This window comes from Thermopolyspora sp. NPDC052614, assembly GCF_040678635.1.
Taxonomy (GTDB): Bacteria; Actinomycetota; Actinomycetes; order Streptosporangiales; family Streptosporangiaceae; genus Thermopolyspora.
Genome location: NZ_JBFATZ010000002.1, coordinates 235,084 through 249,079, shown reverse-complemented (window position 1 = coordinate 249,079; position 13,996 = coordinate 235,084). Strand labels below are relative to the sequence as shown.

Annotated in this window: 11 protein-coding genes and 1 tRNA gene; 6 read left to right on the top strand and 6 right to left on the bottom strand. The window is 70.0% G+C overall.

The window, feature by feature from the left end; all coding sequences use genetic code 11:
* Positions 1-25 precede the first annotated feature (25 nt).
* Genes AB0K60_RS04630 through AB0K60_RS04615 form a run of 4 tightly spaced genes read right to left on the bottom strand, consistent with a single transcriptional unit; the run spans position 26 to position 4,970 of the window.
* Positions 26-1,564, bottom strand: a complete 1,539-nt coding sequence (locus tag AB0K60_RS04630; protein WP_364048570.1) for a hypothetical protein — start codon at positions 1,562-1,564, stop codon at positions 26-28.
* 1 nt (position 1,565) lies between these two features.
* Positions 1,566-2,063 carry a hypothetical protein gene (locus AB0K60_RS04625; RefSeq protein WP_364048568.1) on the bottom strand — a complete coding sequence of 166 codons (498 nt, stop codon included), beginning with the start codon at positions 2,061-2,063 and terminating at the stop codon, positions 1,566-1,568.
* A gap of 32 nt (positions 2,064-2,095) precedes the next feature.
* On the bottom strand, positions 2,096-2,398 hold the full coding sequence (locus AB0K60_RS04620; protein ID WP_364048566.1) for a hypothetical protein: 303 nt from the start codon (positions 2,396-2,398) through the stop codon (positions 2,096-2,098).
* Position 2,399: 1 nt separating this feature from the next.
* The gene (locus tag AB0K60_RS04615) at positions 2,400-4,970 is read right to left on the bottom strand and encodes a CHAT domain-containing protein (protein WP_364048564.1); all 2,571 of its coding nucleotides are present in this window, start codon (positions 4,968-4,970) and stop codon (positions 2,400-2,402) included.
* A gap of 167 nt (positions 4,971-5,137) precedes the next feature.
* On the opposite strand from AB0K60_RS04615, the gene AB0K60_RS04610 reads away from it, so the two are divergent.
* On the top strand, positions 5,138-7,465 hold the full coding sequence (locus AB0K60_RS04610; protein ID WP_364048562.1) for a hypothetical protein: 2,328 nt from the start codon (positions 5,138-5,140) through the stop codon (positions 7,463-7,465).
* A gap of 82 nt (positions 7,466-7,547) precedes the next feature.
* Here AB0K60_RS04610 and AB0K60_RS04605 read toward each other — a convergent pair.
* Positions 7,548-7,619: transfer RNA gene (locus tag AB0K60_RS04605), tRNA-Arg, on the bottom strand.
* Between the two features lie 128 nt (positions 7,620-7,747).
* Between AB0K60_RS04605 and AB0K60_RS04600 the strand changes: the two genes are divergently transcribed.
* The gene (locus AB0K60_RS04600; RefSeq protein ID WP_364048560.1) at positions 7,748-8,146 is read left to right on the top strand and encodes a response regulator; all 399 of its coding nucleotides are present in this window, start codon (positions 7,748-7,750) and stop codon (positions 8,144-8,146) included.
* Between the two features lie 177 nt (positions 8,147-8,323).
* Complete coding sequence (locus AB0K60_RS04595) at positions 8,324-9,040, top strand: hypothetical protein (RefSeq protein WP_364048558.1); 717 nt, start codon at positions 8,324-8,326, stop codon at positions 9,038-9,040.
* Between the two features lie 179 nt (positions 9,041-9,219).
* Here AB0K60_RS04595 and AB0K60_RS04590 read toward each other — a convergent pair whose 3' ends face one another.
* Positions 9,220-10,092: an NAD(P)-dependent oxidoreductase gene (locus AB0K60_RS04590; protein WP_364048556.1), complete on the bottom strand. Its 873-nt coding sequence runs from the start codon at positions 10,090-10,092 to the stop codon at positions 9,220-9,222.
* 467 nt (positions 10,093-10,559) lie between these two features.
* Between AB0K60_RS04590 and AB0K60_RS04585 the strand changes: the two genes are divergently transcribed.
* From AB0K60_RS04585 to AB0K60_RS04575, 3 genes are all read left to right on the top strand, one after another.
* Complete coding sequence (locus AB0K60_RS04585) at positions 10,560-11,858, top strand: extracellular solute-binding protein (protein WP_364048554.1); 1,299 nt, start codon at positions 10,560-10,562, stop codon at positions 11,856-11,858.
* A gap of 143 nt (positions 11,859-12,001) precedes the next feature.
* Positions 12,002-12,982: a sugar ABC transporter permease gene (locus tag AB0K60_RS04580; RefSeq protein ID WP_364048552.1), complete on the top strand. Its 981-nt coding sequence runs from the start codon at positions 12,002-12,004 to the stop codon at positions 12,980-12,982.
* Positions 12,982-13,830, top strand: coding sequence for a carbohydrate ABC transporter permease (locus tag AB0K60_RS04575; RefSeq protein ID WP_364048550.1), 849 nt, complete (start codon positions 12,982-12,984; stop codon positions 13,828-13,830). Before AB0K60_RS04580 ends, AB0K60_RS04575 begins: the two co-directional genes overlap by 1 nt.
* Positions 13,831-13,996 lie beyond the last annotated feature (166 nt).

Genomic DNA, 13,996 nt, shown 5'->3' with positions numbered 1-13,996 from the left:
ATCCCGCGGCGGGCCGGCGGGTGACTCATCGCATGGCCGTGACGAGATAGACGTCGCTGTCACCGGCATGGCTGAGCAGTTCCTGCAGGCGCCAGGCCGGGACCGCGATCACAAGCCCGGTGGGTACGGTGCCTCCGAGCAGGTCGAGAACCATGACGTCGGTGAAGATCAGTGGCGTCGCGGGGCGGCCGCGTTCGGCGGACGGCGGCACCAGGCGCAGCGTCGCCATCGTTCCCCGGGCGCCCCCGTCCGCGAAGAGCCTGCCGTTTCGGGGTCGGAGGGTGACGACGGCCTTTCCGTCGGTCACGCCGTAAGGCAGTCGGGGGCCGAGTACAGCGGGGTCCACCGGCGCGCCCTCCGCCACGTGCCGCAACGTGTACCGCCCCGCCACCGCCGCTGCGGATGGACCGCTCACGTCGGCGGCCGTGAGCACCTGGAACGGGCGCAGCGCGTGCACGGCCTTCCAGCCGGAGGGGGAGGTGAACGATCGGACCGCCAGGCTTCCCCCCGCCATCACGATGCCCAGCGTGACCGCCGCGGCCACCAGCCACGGAGCGAGCCGTAGCGGCCGGACGCGGCGTCCGCCCGCCTCGGGGGCGGCGTGCGTTTCCGCTGGGGAGGGGGGATCGTGGTCCTCGTCCGGCGGGGAGGCGCTCGCCGCCTTGGTGCGCACGTCCTGCTCCGAGCCGGGGAAACCAAGGCTGGCGACATGCTCGCTGTCAACCGCTCCGACGATCCAGAGCTTGTCCAGTTGCCGCCACTGCTCCGCCTCGGCGTGGTACTCGGCGGGCCGCCGCAGGCCCATCGTGTCCAGGAGCGTCCAGCGATACACGTCGAAGGCGGCGCGGAACAACTCGCCGTACGGCTCGGCCGCGCGTACCGCACCGCGGTAGCCCCACCAGGCGATCAGCAGGCCGGCCCAGCAGCACAGCAGTGCTCCGTACCACGGAAGCAGCGCGGCGGCGAGCGCTCCGCCGAGCAGGGAGAAGGCCAGGCCGAGCCCGCTGACCGTGATCATGAGGTCGAGGTCGCCGGCCGCGGACGCGAACGTCTGCTGGAAGCTCTCGGGGAGTGTCGGGTAAAGGCGTGGCCACGCGGTCACGCCGTCGATGGCGTACCTGTCGCGGCTGTGGTCCTCGGCGCCGCGCAGGATGTTGCCGAGCGCGGTCGGCATCAGTCGGGATTCGTCGGCGGGGTAGAGATGCGACCGGTGATCGCCGGGGGTGCTCGCGTCCTCCGTGGCCGCGAAACGAAGCCTGCAGCGCTCGGCCAGGCGTCGGCCGTACGGCAAGGCGTCCCAGTAGCCCTCGTAGATCCTGATCAGCCCGACGCGCTGCACGGCGATGAGCCGACTGAGCAGGAGCGCGAACGCGAGCACAAGTCCGGTGAGGGTGACCTGGACCTGGACGCCGAGCCCCGACCACCAACCGGCCGCCTCAGACCACCCCGCCCCCGCCGCGCCCACGGCCCCAAGGGCGCCCAGAAAGAGCAGGACCGGCAGGAACGTCGTGGTGAGCAGCCGCCGATCGACCACTCCGGACGCCGCTTCGACCAGTCCGCCCATGTCACCCGTTCCAGTAGGGGACGAAGTCGTGGTCTCCGTACTGGCACTTGTAGCGGCCGGCCTGGCTGAAGCGGCGGAAGGTGTTGGTCTTGCCGCACTCCGCGCACCGGATGCGACTGCTCCCCACCTCGGTCCGCCTGCCGTACGGCTGGGCGTCTCCCAACTGCGGCCCGGAGACGAGGCCGGAGGAGGCGGCATCGACGATCTCGGCCTTGATCGCCTCGGCGGTGACCACCCCGACGATCCCTCCTTCCCGGACGATCACCAGGCCCGGCGTGCCCGACACCAGTGCGTGCAGCAGGTCCGCCGAGTCGAGCACGTCCGTGACCGGGGTGTCCGCCTCGACGACATGAGCCGGTCCCGCCTGGCCCGCGCGGACGAGCCCGGCCGGCGCACCGTCGTCATCGACCAGGACCGTGATCCCCGTTTCCGGGTCCCGCGTTTCCGCCACGGTGAAATCGCCCGTCATCAGCTCCGAGATGGGCCGTCGCCGTTCCACTCGACCTCCTGTCCGCGATCAGAGCCACGCGATCAGAGCCAATCGCCGATCAACTCGAAGGGGGCCCAGTGGTACGGGTCGGCGAATGCCGGAACGCTGAGATCCGGCTCACCGCCGGCGTCCATGACAAGCCTCGCCCGGAGCATGCCCACCTCCGCGATCCCCCGCTGCTCCTCGGTCAGCTCGGAGCACGTGGTCAGGGCTCCGAACAGTTCGGCCGCCGCGGGGAAGTCGCCGGCGGCCAGACGCAGCCGCGCCTCTTCCAGCCGTATGGCGGCCAGGGCCCGCGGGTCACCGGCCAGCCGTGCGCGGGCACCGCGCGCGTACGCGAGCACGTCAGCGATCGTGCGGTCGCGGCCACAGCTGGGCCCGGCGCAGGGCCTCGGCCTTGGACGCACCGCCCCGCAGCTCCGCGTAGAACTTGCCGAACAACATGCTGGTCGACAGTTCGTCCACCCGCCACAGGGCGACCAGCGCCGAGGGGGCGCCGGCGTACAGCAACGCCCGGGTCAGGCCGATCAACTCGTCCCCCGGCCGGCGTTCGCTCACGCCCGTCTCGCAGGCCGCGAGCGTCACCAGATCCACGTCGAGCCGCAGCCCGAGGATGTCCTCCGCGGTCAGCCTGCCGTCGGCGAGTTCGATACCGGAACGCATCGGCTCCTCGGGGTCGAACAGGCCATGGGTCGCGAAGTGGATGATGTCCGGTACGCCTCCCGGATCGGTGAGCCTGCCGAGCAACGCCTCCCGGGACGCCTGGGCCGCCGCCAGCACCTCCTGGCCGCCGAACTCCTCCGACACCGCCAGCGCCTGCTCCCGCGCGAAGGCCAGCGGACGTTCCGACGGCGGATCGGCGACGATGAGCGCGGTCCGGCGGCGCAGCTTGCGCTTGGCCTGGCAGTAACGCAGCACGGAGGCGGACGGCACGAGGACGATCGGATTCCGGTCGATCAGCGGTTCGCCGCCGACGGGTACGGCGTGCAGCGGCAGCAGGTGAAGCGCGTCGTGCGGCACCAGGTAGACGACGTCTCCCGGCTCGGCCCAGGCGATCACCGGCGAGAGCAGCCGGACCAGCCGTTCGTCGGCGAGGTGCCCGGCGAGACCGGCGCGCTCACGCGACAACGTCGCGCGAGCCTCGGCGGCCAGTTCCCGAAGCTCGGCGCGGGTCACCTCCACCTTGACGACCTGCGGTTCGGGAGCCTCCGCCGTCACGCCGAAAACGTATGTCTCGTGGTCGGTCACGTAGTACTCGGCCAGCACCAGTCGGGTCGGCGGGCTGCCGAGGGCGGTCTCCCCGGGCCGCCCGTCCGCGCCGGTTCCGGCCGCCGGGACGATCGGCGCGTCGGTCAATTCGGCCTCCTCGTGCGGTCGGCTCCGTCCGGCGGGAGCCAGCAGAGCGGCGATGCCGTTCCAGCCGAGACGCTCCCCACGGCGCATCGACACGTATTCCGGAGCCTCCTCGCCAAGCCGGTCCTCAAGGCGGCGCAGCCGGGACAGCGTCTCCTGATGTGCCGCCGGCAACTCCGCGTCCGTGGATCCGCCGCCGCGCAGGGCCGCCTCCAGCTCGCGGAGCCGGTGACGTGTCTCGGTCTCCTCGGCGAGGATCGCCTCCGGCGGCCCGAGCGGCCCGGGAAGGTGGGTCAGCGCGAGCCTGCGTACGAACTCCTGACCTCGTGCGGCGTCCGCCCACTCCAGCGCGCCCGTCCGGTCGTGCAGGTGGAGTGACAGCCGGACCAGCATGTCCAGGGCGTCGAGGCGGGATTCGCTGAAATAGGCGACGGCGTCCGCCTCGTCCAGCAGGGCCCGGCGGGCGTCCCCTATCGCCTCGGCCGCGGTGAGATAGAGGAGGCGCGCCTGTTCGTAGTCCTCCTCCAGCATGCTGAGCTCCGCCAGCAGGACACGTGCCTCGTAGACCGTGTGGGGCTCCGCGAGCGCCTCGGCCTCTTCCAACGCCTCCCGGAGACGACGGCGCGCGAGGGAGAAGTCGCCCTCGTCGCGCGCCAGCAGCCCAAGGTCGCTGAGGGTGGCGACGACCGCGCGCCGGTAACCGGCCCTCCGCTGGATCTCCAGCGCCCGCTCGTGCAACCGGCGGGCCTCTGCGTGCCGTCCGGCGAGCTGGAGGAGGGAGGCCATGGCGCCGAGGTCATCGCACACGCCGAGTTCCGCGCCGATCTCCTGATTGATCGTCAGGGAGTGGGTGAAACGCTCCATGGCCTCGGCGTACCTGCCCTGAGCGTCCAGCGCCCGACCCACGTTGTGCGTCGCGGCGGCCTCGCTCTCCCTGTCCCCCGCGACGCGATAGGCCTCGGCCGCTTCCCCGGCCAACCGCCCGGCCGACTCCGGGTCGTTGAGCAGTTCATGGATCAGGCCAAGGGTCATCAGCACGTGCCCGAGCGGCTGGGGTCCGGCGTGTCGAGCCATCGGCTCGATCTCCTCCAGCAGTCCGCGCGCCTCGGTGATCCGGCCCCGGTCCTTGACCGCGACGGCGAGGTTGACGGCCACGCGGACGATGTCCTCCTTTGAACCGGCCCGCCGAAGTCCGTCCAGCGCGTCGCGGTGAGACTCCTCCGCGGCCGCGAGGAGACCGAGGTCCCGTTGCACCAGCCCGAGGGTGTCCAGGGTGAGCGCGTACTGCTCCACGGCCGTGCCGTCGCCGTCGAGCAGGTGGCAGGCCTCGGTCACCGCCCGGAGGGCCTCCTGCCCGCGGCCCGCTTTCAGCAGCGCCAGTCCGAGTCGCTGCCGCAGAGCGGACCTGATCTTCGGGTCCGCGTCCCTGTCGTCGGCCAGTCGGCATGCCCGCCGGTATTCGCGCGCCGCGTCGTCCGGCCGCCCGGCCGCCAGGCGCCTGCGGGCACGGGAGACATGGGTCGTCCACGGTTCACCGCCCCGGACACGCAACCGCCTTGGCATGGTCCTCCGCGCTGGTTAGCTCGCCGCCCACCCAGATCAGCCGCCGCCACGCCGAACCTATCCTCGCCGGATGGTTCTGCAAAGGCGCGATGCGTACTCGTGATTGGGGGCGCACTATGAGTTAACCGGCCACACGCACGGGAGCGTCCACATCGGTGGGAGGAATCGTGTTCGACGGAAACCACGCCTCTGTGCGCGCCCTGCGCCGGCTGCTCTCCCACCGGCGAGTCATGCTCAGGTACGGCCCGGTCATCCGCCCGCCCGGGCGGGCCGATCGGCTGTCCTCGTGGGTACGACGCATCGCCTGCGTGCTCCCGGCCGTACTGGGCGGCTGGGCGGCGTCGCGGGCCGATGGGTCCGCCGCCTGGATACCTGCAGCGGCCGGGCTCCTGGTCAGTGTGCATGTGACGGTCCGGCTGACGACCCGGCGTGGCCTGATCCGCCGCCGGATCCGGCTTCGGTACTGGGGCGAACTCATCGTCCTCGCCGCCGGGATGTTGCTAGCCCTCTCCCCCGCCGGCGCCTGGATCGCCGACGCGTGGGCCACAGCGACCTGGGCGACCGCGTACGGCGGGATGCTGCTCGCGCTCGCCGTCCTCGCGCTGTCGGTCGTGGTCGGCGTCTACCGCACTTTCATGGAGCTTGTTGGGACACGCCTCCCCGCAGCGCTCCGGGTTCCGCTCGCGGGAGCCTCGGTACTGGCGAACGTACTGCTGCGCTCTGCCTGGACGCCGTTCCTGCTGGCCTACGTAACGCATCCCGACCCGCGGCTCGCCATGCCCGCGTTCACCTTGTCGATCGTGGAAACGATCAAGACGATCGACCAGGCCGCCATCAAAACGCCGGAGGAACAGCGGGTGGATCTGCGGGTCTTCCACACCTCCGGCTCCAGCGGCGTGGACCCCGTGGCCGAGGTCATGAGATCCACGCTCGCCGTCCTGGAGCATCAGGAGGTCCCTCCCATCTCCAGGCTCGCGGAGATCCTGGACCACGAAACGGCCGCCCTGCGCGTGTCCGTATACCTAGGCGAATGGCTCTATGACGGCGTCCTGTCCCATCCCCGCAGGCCCGATCGCACGCTGCTCGCCATGCTGCGCCTGGATGCGAGGCTCACAGTCGGTTCCGCCTCCGCCGACGCGGCCCTGCGCCGCGTCGAACTGGCCGAGTTCGCCCTGGACCTCGTCGATACGCAGGTGCTGTCGCGAGTTCCGCAGCGACACGCCGCATGTCTGACCCGGTATCTGGCGATTCAGCGCGCCGCCTGTCTCTGGCTGCGGGCGGAGATCTACCAGTACCTCGGGTGGGAGGACGAGGTGCTGTCCGCCTGGCGGGAGTGCGCCCGGCGATACGCCGAGCTCGGCTTCCCCCGAATGGCCGCCCAGGCGAGGCACACCGCGTGGAGCCGCCTGCTCTCCAGGCATGGGCTCGACTCCGTGACCCTGGACCACGAACTCCTCGCGCCGGATGACAGCCCTTATCTCCGCAGAGAATCCATGCTGGGCATGGCCCTCATCATGCGGATGCGCGGCGATACGGACGCCGCACACCGGCTGGCGGAGGACTCCGCGTCCGTTCCTCTCGGCGGGCTCCGGGAGTGGTTCGCCTGGGGCAGGGAGCAGGCCGCGACCGTCAACCCCAATCCGTTCGCGCTGGTCATGGGTGCTCGTGGACACCAGAACCTGCACAAGCGGATGCGCTCGTGGATATCGCGGCGTACGTTCGCACCCTTCCCGGCGTGGGGGAACCCCATCCGCGACCTCGTCCTCCGCGCCGACCAGATGGCGGCGAAGGGGAAGGCCGACGAAGCCGCCGCGCTGTTCGCCGAAGCCGCACTCCGTGCCCGTGCCGCAGGGCAGCTCATTTGGGAGATGAACGCGCTCACCGGGCTGTCGCAGCTGGCCAGGACCATCGGCAGCAAAGAACTGGCCCGGCACAGCCTGCTGGAGGCGATGCGATCGGCGGAGGACCTGCGGGGGCGTGCCCTGAGCCCTGAACTGCGCATCAGCGCCGGCGGAGCGCTCAGCGGCCTGTACGACCTGGCGGTGTGGCTGTTCGCCGCGCCCTCGACGCCCGATCTGGAGTCGGCCGGAGACGAGGAGCGCGGCGGAACCGGACCGGCGAGCCCACCGATCACCGCCTGGTACTTCGCCGAACTGGCCCGATCCCGAGTCTTCCTCGAACTCCTCGGCGAGCAACTGCCGACACCCGCCGGCTCCGCGACCGCCAGAGAGAGCGACGCCTACCAGAACTACCTCCGCCTTCGCGATCAGCTGTCATCGTCACCCGACGCAGGCCCGGCGGCGGCGCTGGCCCTGCGAAGGGCACGCGAGGAGTGGCATCAGGCATGTGAAGAACTCGCCGCAGCGGACGGCACCGCGGCCGAATACGCCAACCTGCGACTGGGCCGCCCCATCGAGTACGAGGAGTTACGCCGCCTGCTCGCCTCCGATATGCCGCCTGCGTATGAGACCGGCCCCGCCCGTGGACACACGTAACGCCCTGCCACGTCCCATTCTGGCCATAGGCAGAGCACGCCAAATCGGGACAAGCATCAGCTTGCCCCGATCTCAGGTGATGTGCCCCCTGCAGGATTCGAACCTGCGCACCCGGCTCCGGAGGCCGGTGCTCTATCCCCTGAGCTAAGGGGGCTCGTGCGGATTCAACCTTAGCAGCAGCCGAGGGGTACTCGGGACGGCATGTGGCGCGTGGTCAACTGTGGGACACGCTTCGAGGGAAAGGTGGGCGGAGGTGGGGGTTTTGGGGTTAGCCTCGCGGCCGTGAGTGAGGTTCTCGGGCGTGTACTGGTGGTCGACGACGATGAGGTCATCCGGCAGCTCATTGCGGTGAATCTGAGTCTTGAGGGGTTTCAGGTGGAGACCGCCACCGATGGGCAGGACTGCCTTGATCGAGTGGGAGAGGTTCGGCCGGATGTGATCACCCTGGATGTGATGATGCCGCGGCTGGACGGGTGGATGACGGCCACGCGGCTGCGAGGGGATGAGGCCACCCGGCACATCAAGGTGGTGCTGATCACGGCCCGCGCCCAGGAGGAGGACCGGAAGCGGGGGCTGGGGATCGGGGTGGACGCCTATTTGACCAAGCCCTTCGATCCGGCGGAGCTGATTGAGGTGGTACGGGGGCTGGCGGAGCAGGCGAAGGCGCCGCAGGGCGGCTGAGGGCTGGGGGTGGCGACGGCGGCGTCCGGGGTCGGGCGTGGGAGTGCTTGAGAGTGGGGGGTCTTCGGGATCGGGATCTGACCGGCTAGCTGGACAAAGAGTGCAAAAGGACCTTACGGCCTTCTTAGGCGGTCAAAGGCACTCTTGCTAGTGGTAGCTCCTATCGGAGGAAGAGTGATGAGCCCCGCCCAAGACGACTTCAGCAAGACGGAGATTCTGGAAGCGGAGCCTCCCCGGCGACGCTTCTCCCGGCCCCTGGTCCTCGCCGCCCTCACCGTGGCGGTCATGACGGCGGGTGTGGGCGTGGCCGCGGCCACGACGCTGTCGCCCTCGCCCGGGTCGCCGACCCCGAGCGCGACGGCGACCGCGACGGGAAGTCCGACTCCGAGCGACAGTCCGTCCGCCAAGTCCGGCGAGGACAGGCGGTTCGGGCGCGGCGGTTTGTGGGGTCGCGGATGGCCTCGGATATTCGGCGGCGGCATCCACGGCGAGTTCGTGGTGCCCGGCGAGCAGGAGGGCCAGTGGGTCACGGTGGCCACCCAGCTCGGCGAGGTGACGGCGGTCGACCAGGACTCGATCGCCGTCAAGAGCGCGGACGGCTACACCCGGGAGTACGTGGTCAACGGCGAGACCCGCGTCAACAGCAGTGAAGGCATCGGCGCGGTGAAGGTCGGTCACCGGGTCGCGGTCTCGGCCACGGTCAGCGGCAGCACGGCGACCGCTCGGAGCGTCCTCGACGTCGATTTGCGCGGCGAGTCCCGCTGGCCCGGCAGGCGCTGGGGGGACCGCGGTGACCGCTTCGACCGTCGCGGGCCGAGCGAGGAGCCCGGCAAGGGCAGCCCCGGCGAGGAGCCCAGCGCCACCCCGACGCCGTCGACGACGTCCACGGCCTGACCGAGCGAATCGCCCCACATCGGCCTCCGGATCCCGCGCTCTTGTTGTCGCGGGTCCGGGGGCCGATGTGTGCTCGGCCTTGAGCGGCCGACATCCTTCGGCAAGGCGGTGGGACCGCATCGGCGTACCTCACGGCCACGGCCTCCCAAACGAGCCGGTACGCGGTGAACCGGCCCGCTCTACTCCTCGGGCTTGAGGGTCAGTCCCGCCGATCTGGCCTGCTCCACCAGCAACGCGGCGAAGTCCTCCTCGCCGTGTCCGACGGCGACGGCCGCCTGGATGAGTTGGTAGGTGGCCGCGGCGAGCGGGACGGGGACCTCCAGTGAGCGGGCGGCGGAGATGCCGAGGTCGAAGTCCTTGCGCAGCAGTTCGGTGGTGAAGGCGGGGGTGAGGTCCAGGTTCACCATCGGCGGCGTCTTGTAGCGGGTGAACGTGGAGCCGAGGACCGAGTCGTTGATGAAGGCGAGGAAGGTCGAGCGTGTCACGCCCGCCTTCTCCGCCATCACGGTGACCTCGGCGAGGGACTGGGTGAGGACGCCGAGGAGCACGTTGTGGCAGAGCTTGACCACGCGGGCGCTCTCGCCCTCCCCCACGTACGTCGCGGCCCGGCCGAGGGCGCCGAGCAGGTCGGCGACCTCGTCGTACGCCTCGCGCGGGCCGGAGACGACGAGGGTGGCGTTGCCGGCGGCGACGGCGCCGGGGTTGCCGCTGACGGGGGCGGCGAGCAGGGCCGTGCCAGCGGCCGCGGCGCGCTGGCGGACCTGTTCGGAGGCGTCGGGGGCGATGGTCGAGGTGTCGATGAGGACGCGGCAGCCGCCTGCGGCGAGGAGGGCGTCGGCGACCTCGGCGAACTGCGGGGAGTCCGGTAGCGAGGTGAAGACGACGTCCGTGCCGGCCAGGTCGGCGATCGTGTCGACGACCGTGGCGCCGGAGATCGCCTCGGCCTTGGCCCGGGTGCGGTTGTAGACCTTCACCTCGTGGCCGGCCTCGATCAGCCGCGTGACCAGCGCGGCTCCCATTCTGCCGACGCCGATCCATCCGATGCTCGTCATCGGCCACCTCCCGATTCGATATTCACAACGTTCACGGCGTGCGGGGCGGCACGCGTGCCGTCCGGGCGCCGCCGCGCCCGGGGAGCGGGCCGGGCGGGGTGACGTCCGCGCCGTCCTCTGGCCGTGTGCCCTGCCGTCGTGCCCGCTACCCGGGTTTATGCGATCAACTTCGGCGAGTCTGTCGTTAGACGTCGGTTCACGTCAACGATGTGGCTTTCGTGCTGGTGGGGCGGTATCACGGCGGCGGGCCGCGGGGCGGGCGGACAAGCGGTTGGGCGACTTGGGCGACTTGGCCGCCGCCGATCGAGATCAGATTTGAGAGCGCTCTCTCCTCTCACGATCACACGATCGGGAATGTGACAACAATTGTTACCTACATATCACTTGACCGTCACGCAGGATGAGATGACCCTGATGCGAGAGCGCTCTCTCCAAGATCGAATAATCGCGAACCCAGGGAGGGTTCCATGGGTAGGTCGCATTCCCGGTTGCTCGTCCCGATCATGTCCGCCGCCATGCTCATGCTGGCCGCCTGCGGCGGCGGGTCGGGGGGTTCCGGGTCGGGCACGCAGGGCTCCGCCGCTCCCGGAGAGAAGATCAAGCTCACGGTCGGGCTGTTCGGCGACTTCGGCTTCAAGCCGCTGTATGAGGAGTTCAAGAAGACGCACCCCAACGTCGAGATCGAGGAGCGCCAGGCGGCCTTCGCCGACCACCACACCAACCTCGCCGCGCGCATCGCCACGGGCGCGGGCGCGGCCGACGTGGAGGCGATCGAGGTCGGGTACATCAGCTCCTTCACCGCGCAGCCGGACAAGTTCGTCAACCTCAAGGACTACGGCGCGGCCGACCGGCAGAAGGACTACCTCGACTGGAAGTGGCAGCAGGGCCTGTCCAAGGACGGCCAGACGATCGTCGGGCTCGGCACCGACGTCGGCGGGCTGGCCATGTGCTACCGCACCGACCTGTTCAAGGAGGCGGGGCTGCCCACCGACCGCGAGGAGGTGGCGAAGCTGTGGCCGACCTGGGAGCAGTACATCGAGACCGGCAAGAAGTTCACCGAGAAGGCGCCGAGGGGCGCGAAGTTCTTCGACGGGCCCGGTGAGATCATGCGGGCGATCGTCGGGCAGGCGTCGGTCGGCGTGTACGACGCGCAGGACAACATCGTCGTCGGCACGAACCCCGAGGTGAAGCGCGCCTGGGACCTGAGCGTGCAGATGATCCAGGACGGCCTGTCGGCCAAGATCGGTGCCTTCACGCCCGAGTGGAACACCGGCTTCGCCAAGGGCTCGTTCGCTACCGTGATCTGCCCGGCGTGGATGACCGCGTACATCCAGGACCAGGCGAAGAACGCGGCCGGCAAGTGGGACATCGCGGCCGTCCCCGGCGGCTCCGGCAACAGCGGCGGCACGCACCTGACGGTGCCGAAGCAGGGCAAGCACCCCAAGGAGGCCGCCGAGCTGGTGATGTTCCTGACCACGCCGGAGAACCAGGCCAAGGTGTTCAAGGCGATCGGCAACTTCCCGTCCATCCCGGCCCTGTACGACCAGCCGGACATTCAGAACTTCAAGAAGGACTTCTTCAACAACGCGCCGGTCGGCAAGATCTTCTCGGACGCCGCGCGCAACCTCAAGCCGCAGCACCTCGGCCCCAAGGAGGGCGACGTGCGCACGGCGATCGGCAACGGCCTCACCCGCATCGAGCAGGGCAAGCAGACGCCCGAGCAGTCCTGGGAGCAGGTGCTGAAGGACGTCGCGAAGATCAAGTAGGCGGTCAGCGCGCCACCTGACGCGGAGGTCACCCGGAACCGCCCACCCGGACCCCCACCGGACCCCACCGGAACCCCCGCCGTCGCCGTTCGCGGGCCCGCCGGCCGGCCGCCACGCGGGCCCGCGCAGCCGAAAGGAAACCCATGTCCGCTCCCCCGAAGGCGGGGGCCAGACCGCAGGCCGCACCGGTGCGGCCGCCCTCGCCCAAACCCTCGCGCCGGCACCTGCTCGACATCAAATACTCCCCCTACGTCTACATCTCTCCGTTCTTCCTGCTCTTCTTCGCCTTTGGGCTGTTCCCCCTGGCGTACACGGCCTGGGTGTCGCTGTACGACTGGAACCTGCTGTCGCCGGAGCAGACGTTCGTCGGGCTGGACAACTTCACCGAGTTGCTCGCCGACGAGTACTTCTGGAACGCGGCGTTCAACACCCTGTCGATCGGGGTGCTGTCGGCGGTGCCGCAACTGCTGTTCGCGCTGTGGCTCGCCCATCTGCTCAACCGGCCGCTGCGGGCGCAGACCCTCTTCCGGGTCACGCTGCTGCTGCCCAACATCACCAGCGTCGTCGCCGTCGTGGTGATCTTCAGTCAGCTGTTCGGCCGGGAGTTCGGTCTGATCAACACGACGCTTGAGGCGTTCGGGCTCGGCCGGATCGACTGGCAGGCGGGCACCGCGACGAGCCACGCCGCGATCGCCACCATGATCATGTGGCGGTGGACCGGCTACAACGCGCTGATCTATCTCGCCGCCATGCAGGCCGTACCGCGTGATCTGTACGAGGCGGCGCGGATCGACGGCGCGTCCACGTTCCGGCAGTTGCGCAGCATCACGGTCCCGATGATCCGGCCGACGATCATCTTCACCGTCATCGTGTCCACGATCGGCTCCATGCAGATCATCGCCGAGCCGATGCTGTTCGGCGCACAGGTGAGCGCGGGCGCGATGGCCACCGGCGGCCCGGACCGCCAGTTCCAGACCCTCGCCCTGTACCTGTACGAGCAGGGCTTTCGAAGCTTCGAGTTCGGCTACGCCTCGGCCGCGGCCTGGCTGATGTTCCTGCTGGTCGTGCTCGTGGTCGGGGTCAACTTCCTGATCGTACGGCGGATGCGGGGTGGGCTCGACTGATGAGCACCATGATCACGGATGTGCGCAGGCGGTTCGCCGCGGCCCGGCCGCTGACGTACCTGACGCTGCTGGCGGTGGCGTTCTTCTCCGCGTTCCCCATCTACTGGAGCGTGGTCGTCGCCTCGCACGACAACTCGGCGCTGGCGCAGGTGCCGCCGCCGCTGCTGCCGGGCGGCAACTTCTTCGCCAACGTCGCGCGGGTGTTCGACACCGCGCCGTTCCAGCTCGCGCTGCTCAACTCGGTGCTGGTGGCCGGGTCGATCACGCTGTCGGTGATGCTGTTCTCGACGCTGGCCGGGTTCGCGTTCGCCAAGCTGCGCTTCCGCGGACGCAACGCGCTGCTCGTGCTCACCGTCGCGACGATGATGGTGCCGACCCAGCTCGGGATCATTCCGCTCTACATGCTGATGATCAAGCTGGAGTGGACCGGGACGATGTACGCGGTCATCATGCCCTCGCTGGTGAGCGCGTTCGGCGTGTTCTTCATGACGCAGTACCTGTCGCGGGCCTTGCCGACCGAGCTGATCGAGGCCGGGCGGGTGGACGGCGCGACCACCTGGGGGATCTTCTGGCGGGTGGTGCTGCCGATCGCGCGGCCGGCCGCCGCCGTGCTCGGGATGCTCACGTTCATGACGGCCTGGAACGACTACTTCTGGCCGCTGGTGGTGCTGACGCCGGAGAACCCGACGGTGCAGGTCGCGCTGTCGCAACTGGCCAGCGGGTACGTCCAGGACTTCACGCTGGGCCTGACCGGGACGGCGATCGCGACGCTGCCGCTGGTGCTCGTGTTCGTGCTGCTCGGGCGGCAGATCATCGGCGGGATCATGCAGGGCGCGGTCAAGGGGTGAGGCCGGTACCGCTCGGCGGGCCCGGTGGTTCCCCGGGCGTTCCCGTGAGTCTGCAGGACCCGCATGGCCTCCGCGTGGAGCGGGGGGCAGGGGCATGAGCGTGTGGCGTCCGGTGTGGCCCTGTGCGCGGGCGCGGATCGCGCCGGGGATGGGACCCCGGATCGGA

Coding starts and splice junctions, on each gene's coding strand:
- AB0K60_RS04590 (WP_364048556.1), bottom strand. CDS start 10,092: ATGACGAGCATCGGATGGATCGGCGTCGGCAGAATGGGAGCCGCGCTG.
- AB0K60_RS04630 (WP_364048570.1), bottom strand. CDS start 1,564: ATGGGCGGACTGGTCGAAGCGGCGTCCGGAGTGGTCGATCGGCGGCTG.
- AB0K60_RS04595 (WP_364048558.1), top strand. CDS start 8,324: ATGAGCCCCGCCCAAGACGACTTCAGCAAGACGGAGATTCTGGAAGCG.
- AB0K60_RS04615 (WP_364048564.1), bottom strand. CDS start 4,970: ATGCCAAGGCGGTTGCGTGTCCGGGGCGGTGAACCGTGGACGACCCAT.
- AB0K60_RS04575 (WP_364048550.1), top strand. CDS start 12,982: ATGAGCACCATGATCACGGATGTGCGCAGGCGGTTCGCCGCGGCCCGG.
- AB0K60_RS04585 (WP_364048554.1), top strand. CDS start 10,560: ATGGGTAGGTCGCATTCCCGGTTGCTCGTCCCGATCATGTCCGCCGCC.
- AB0K60_RS04580 (WP_364048552.1), top strand. CDS start 12,002: ATGTCCGCTCCCCCGAAGGCGGGGGCCAGACCGCAGGCCGCACCGGTG.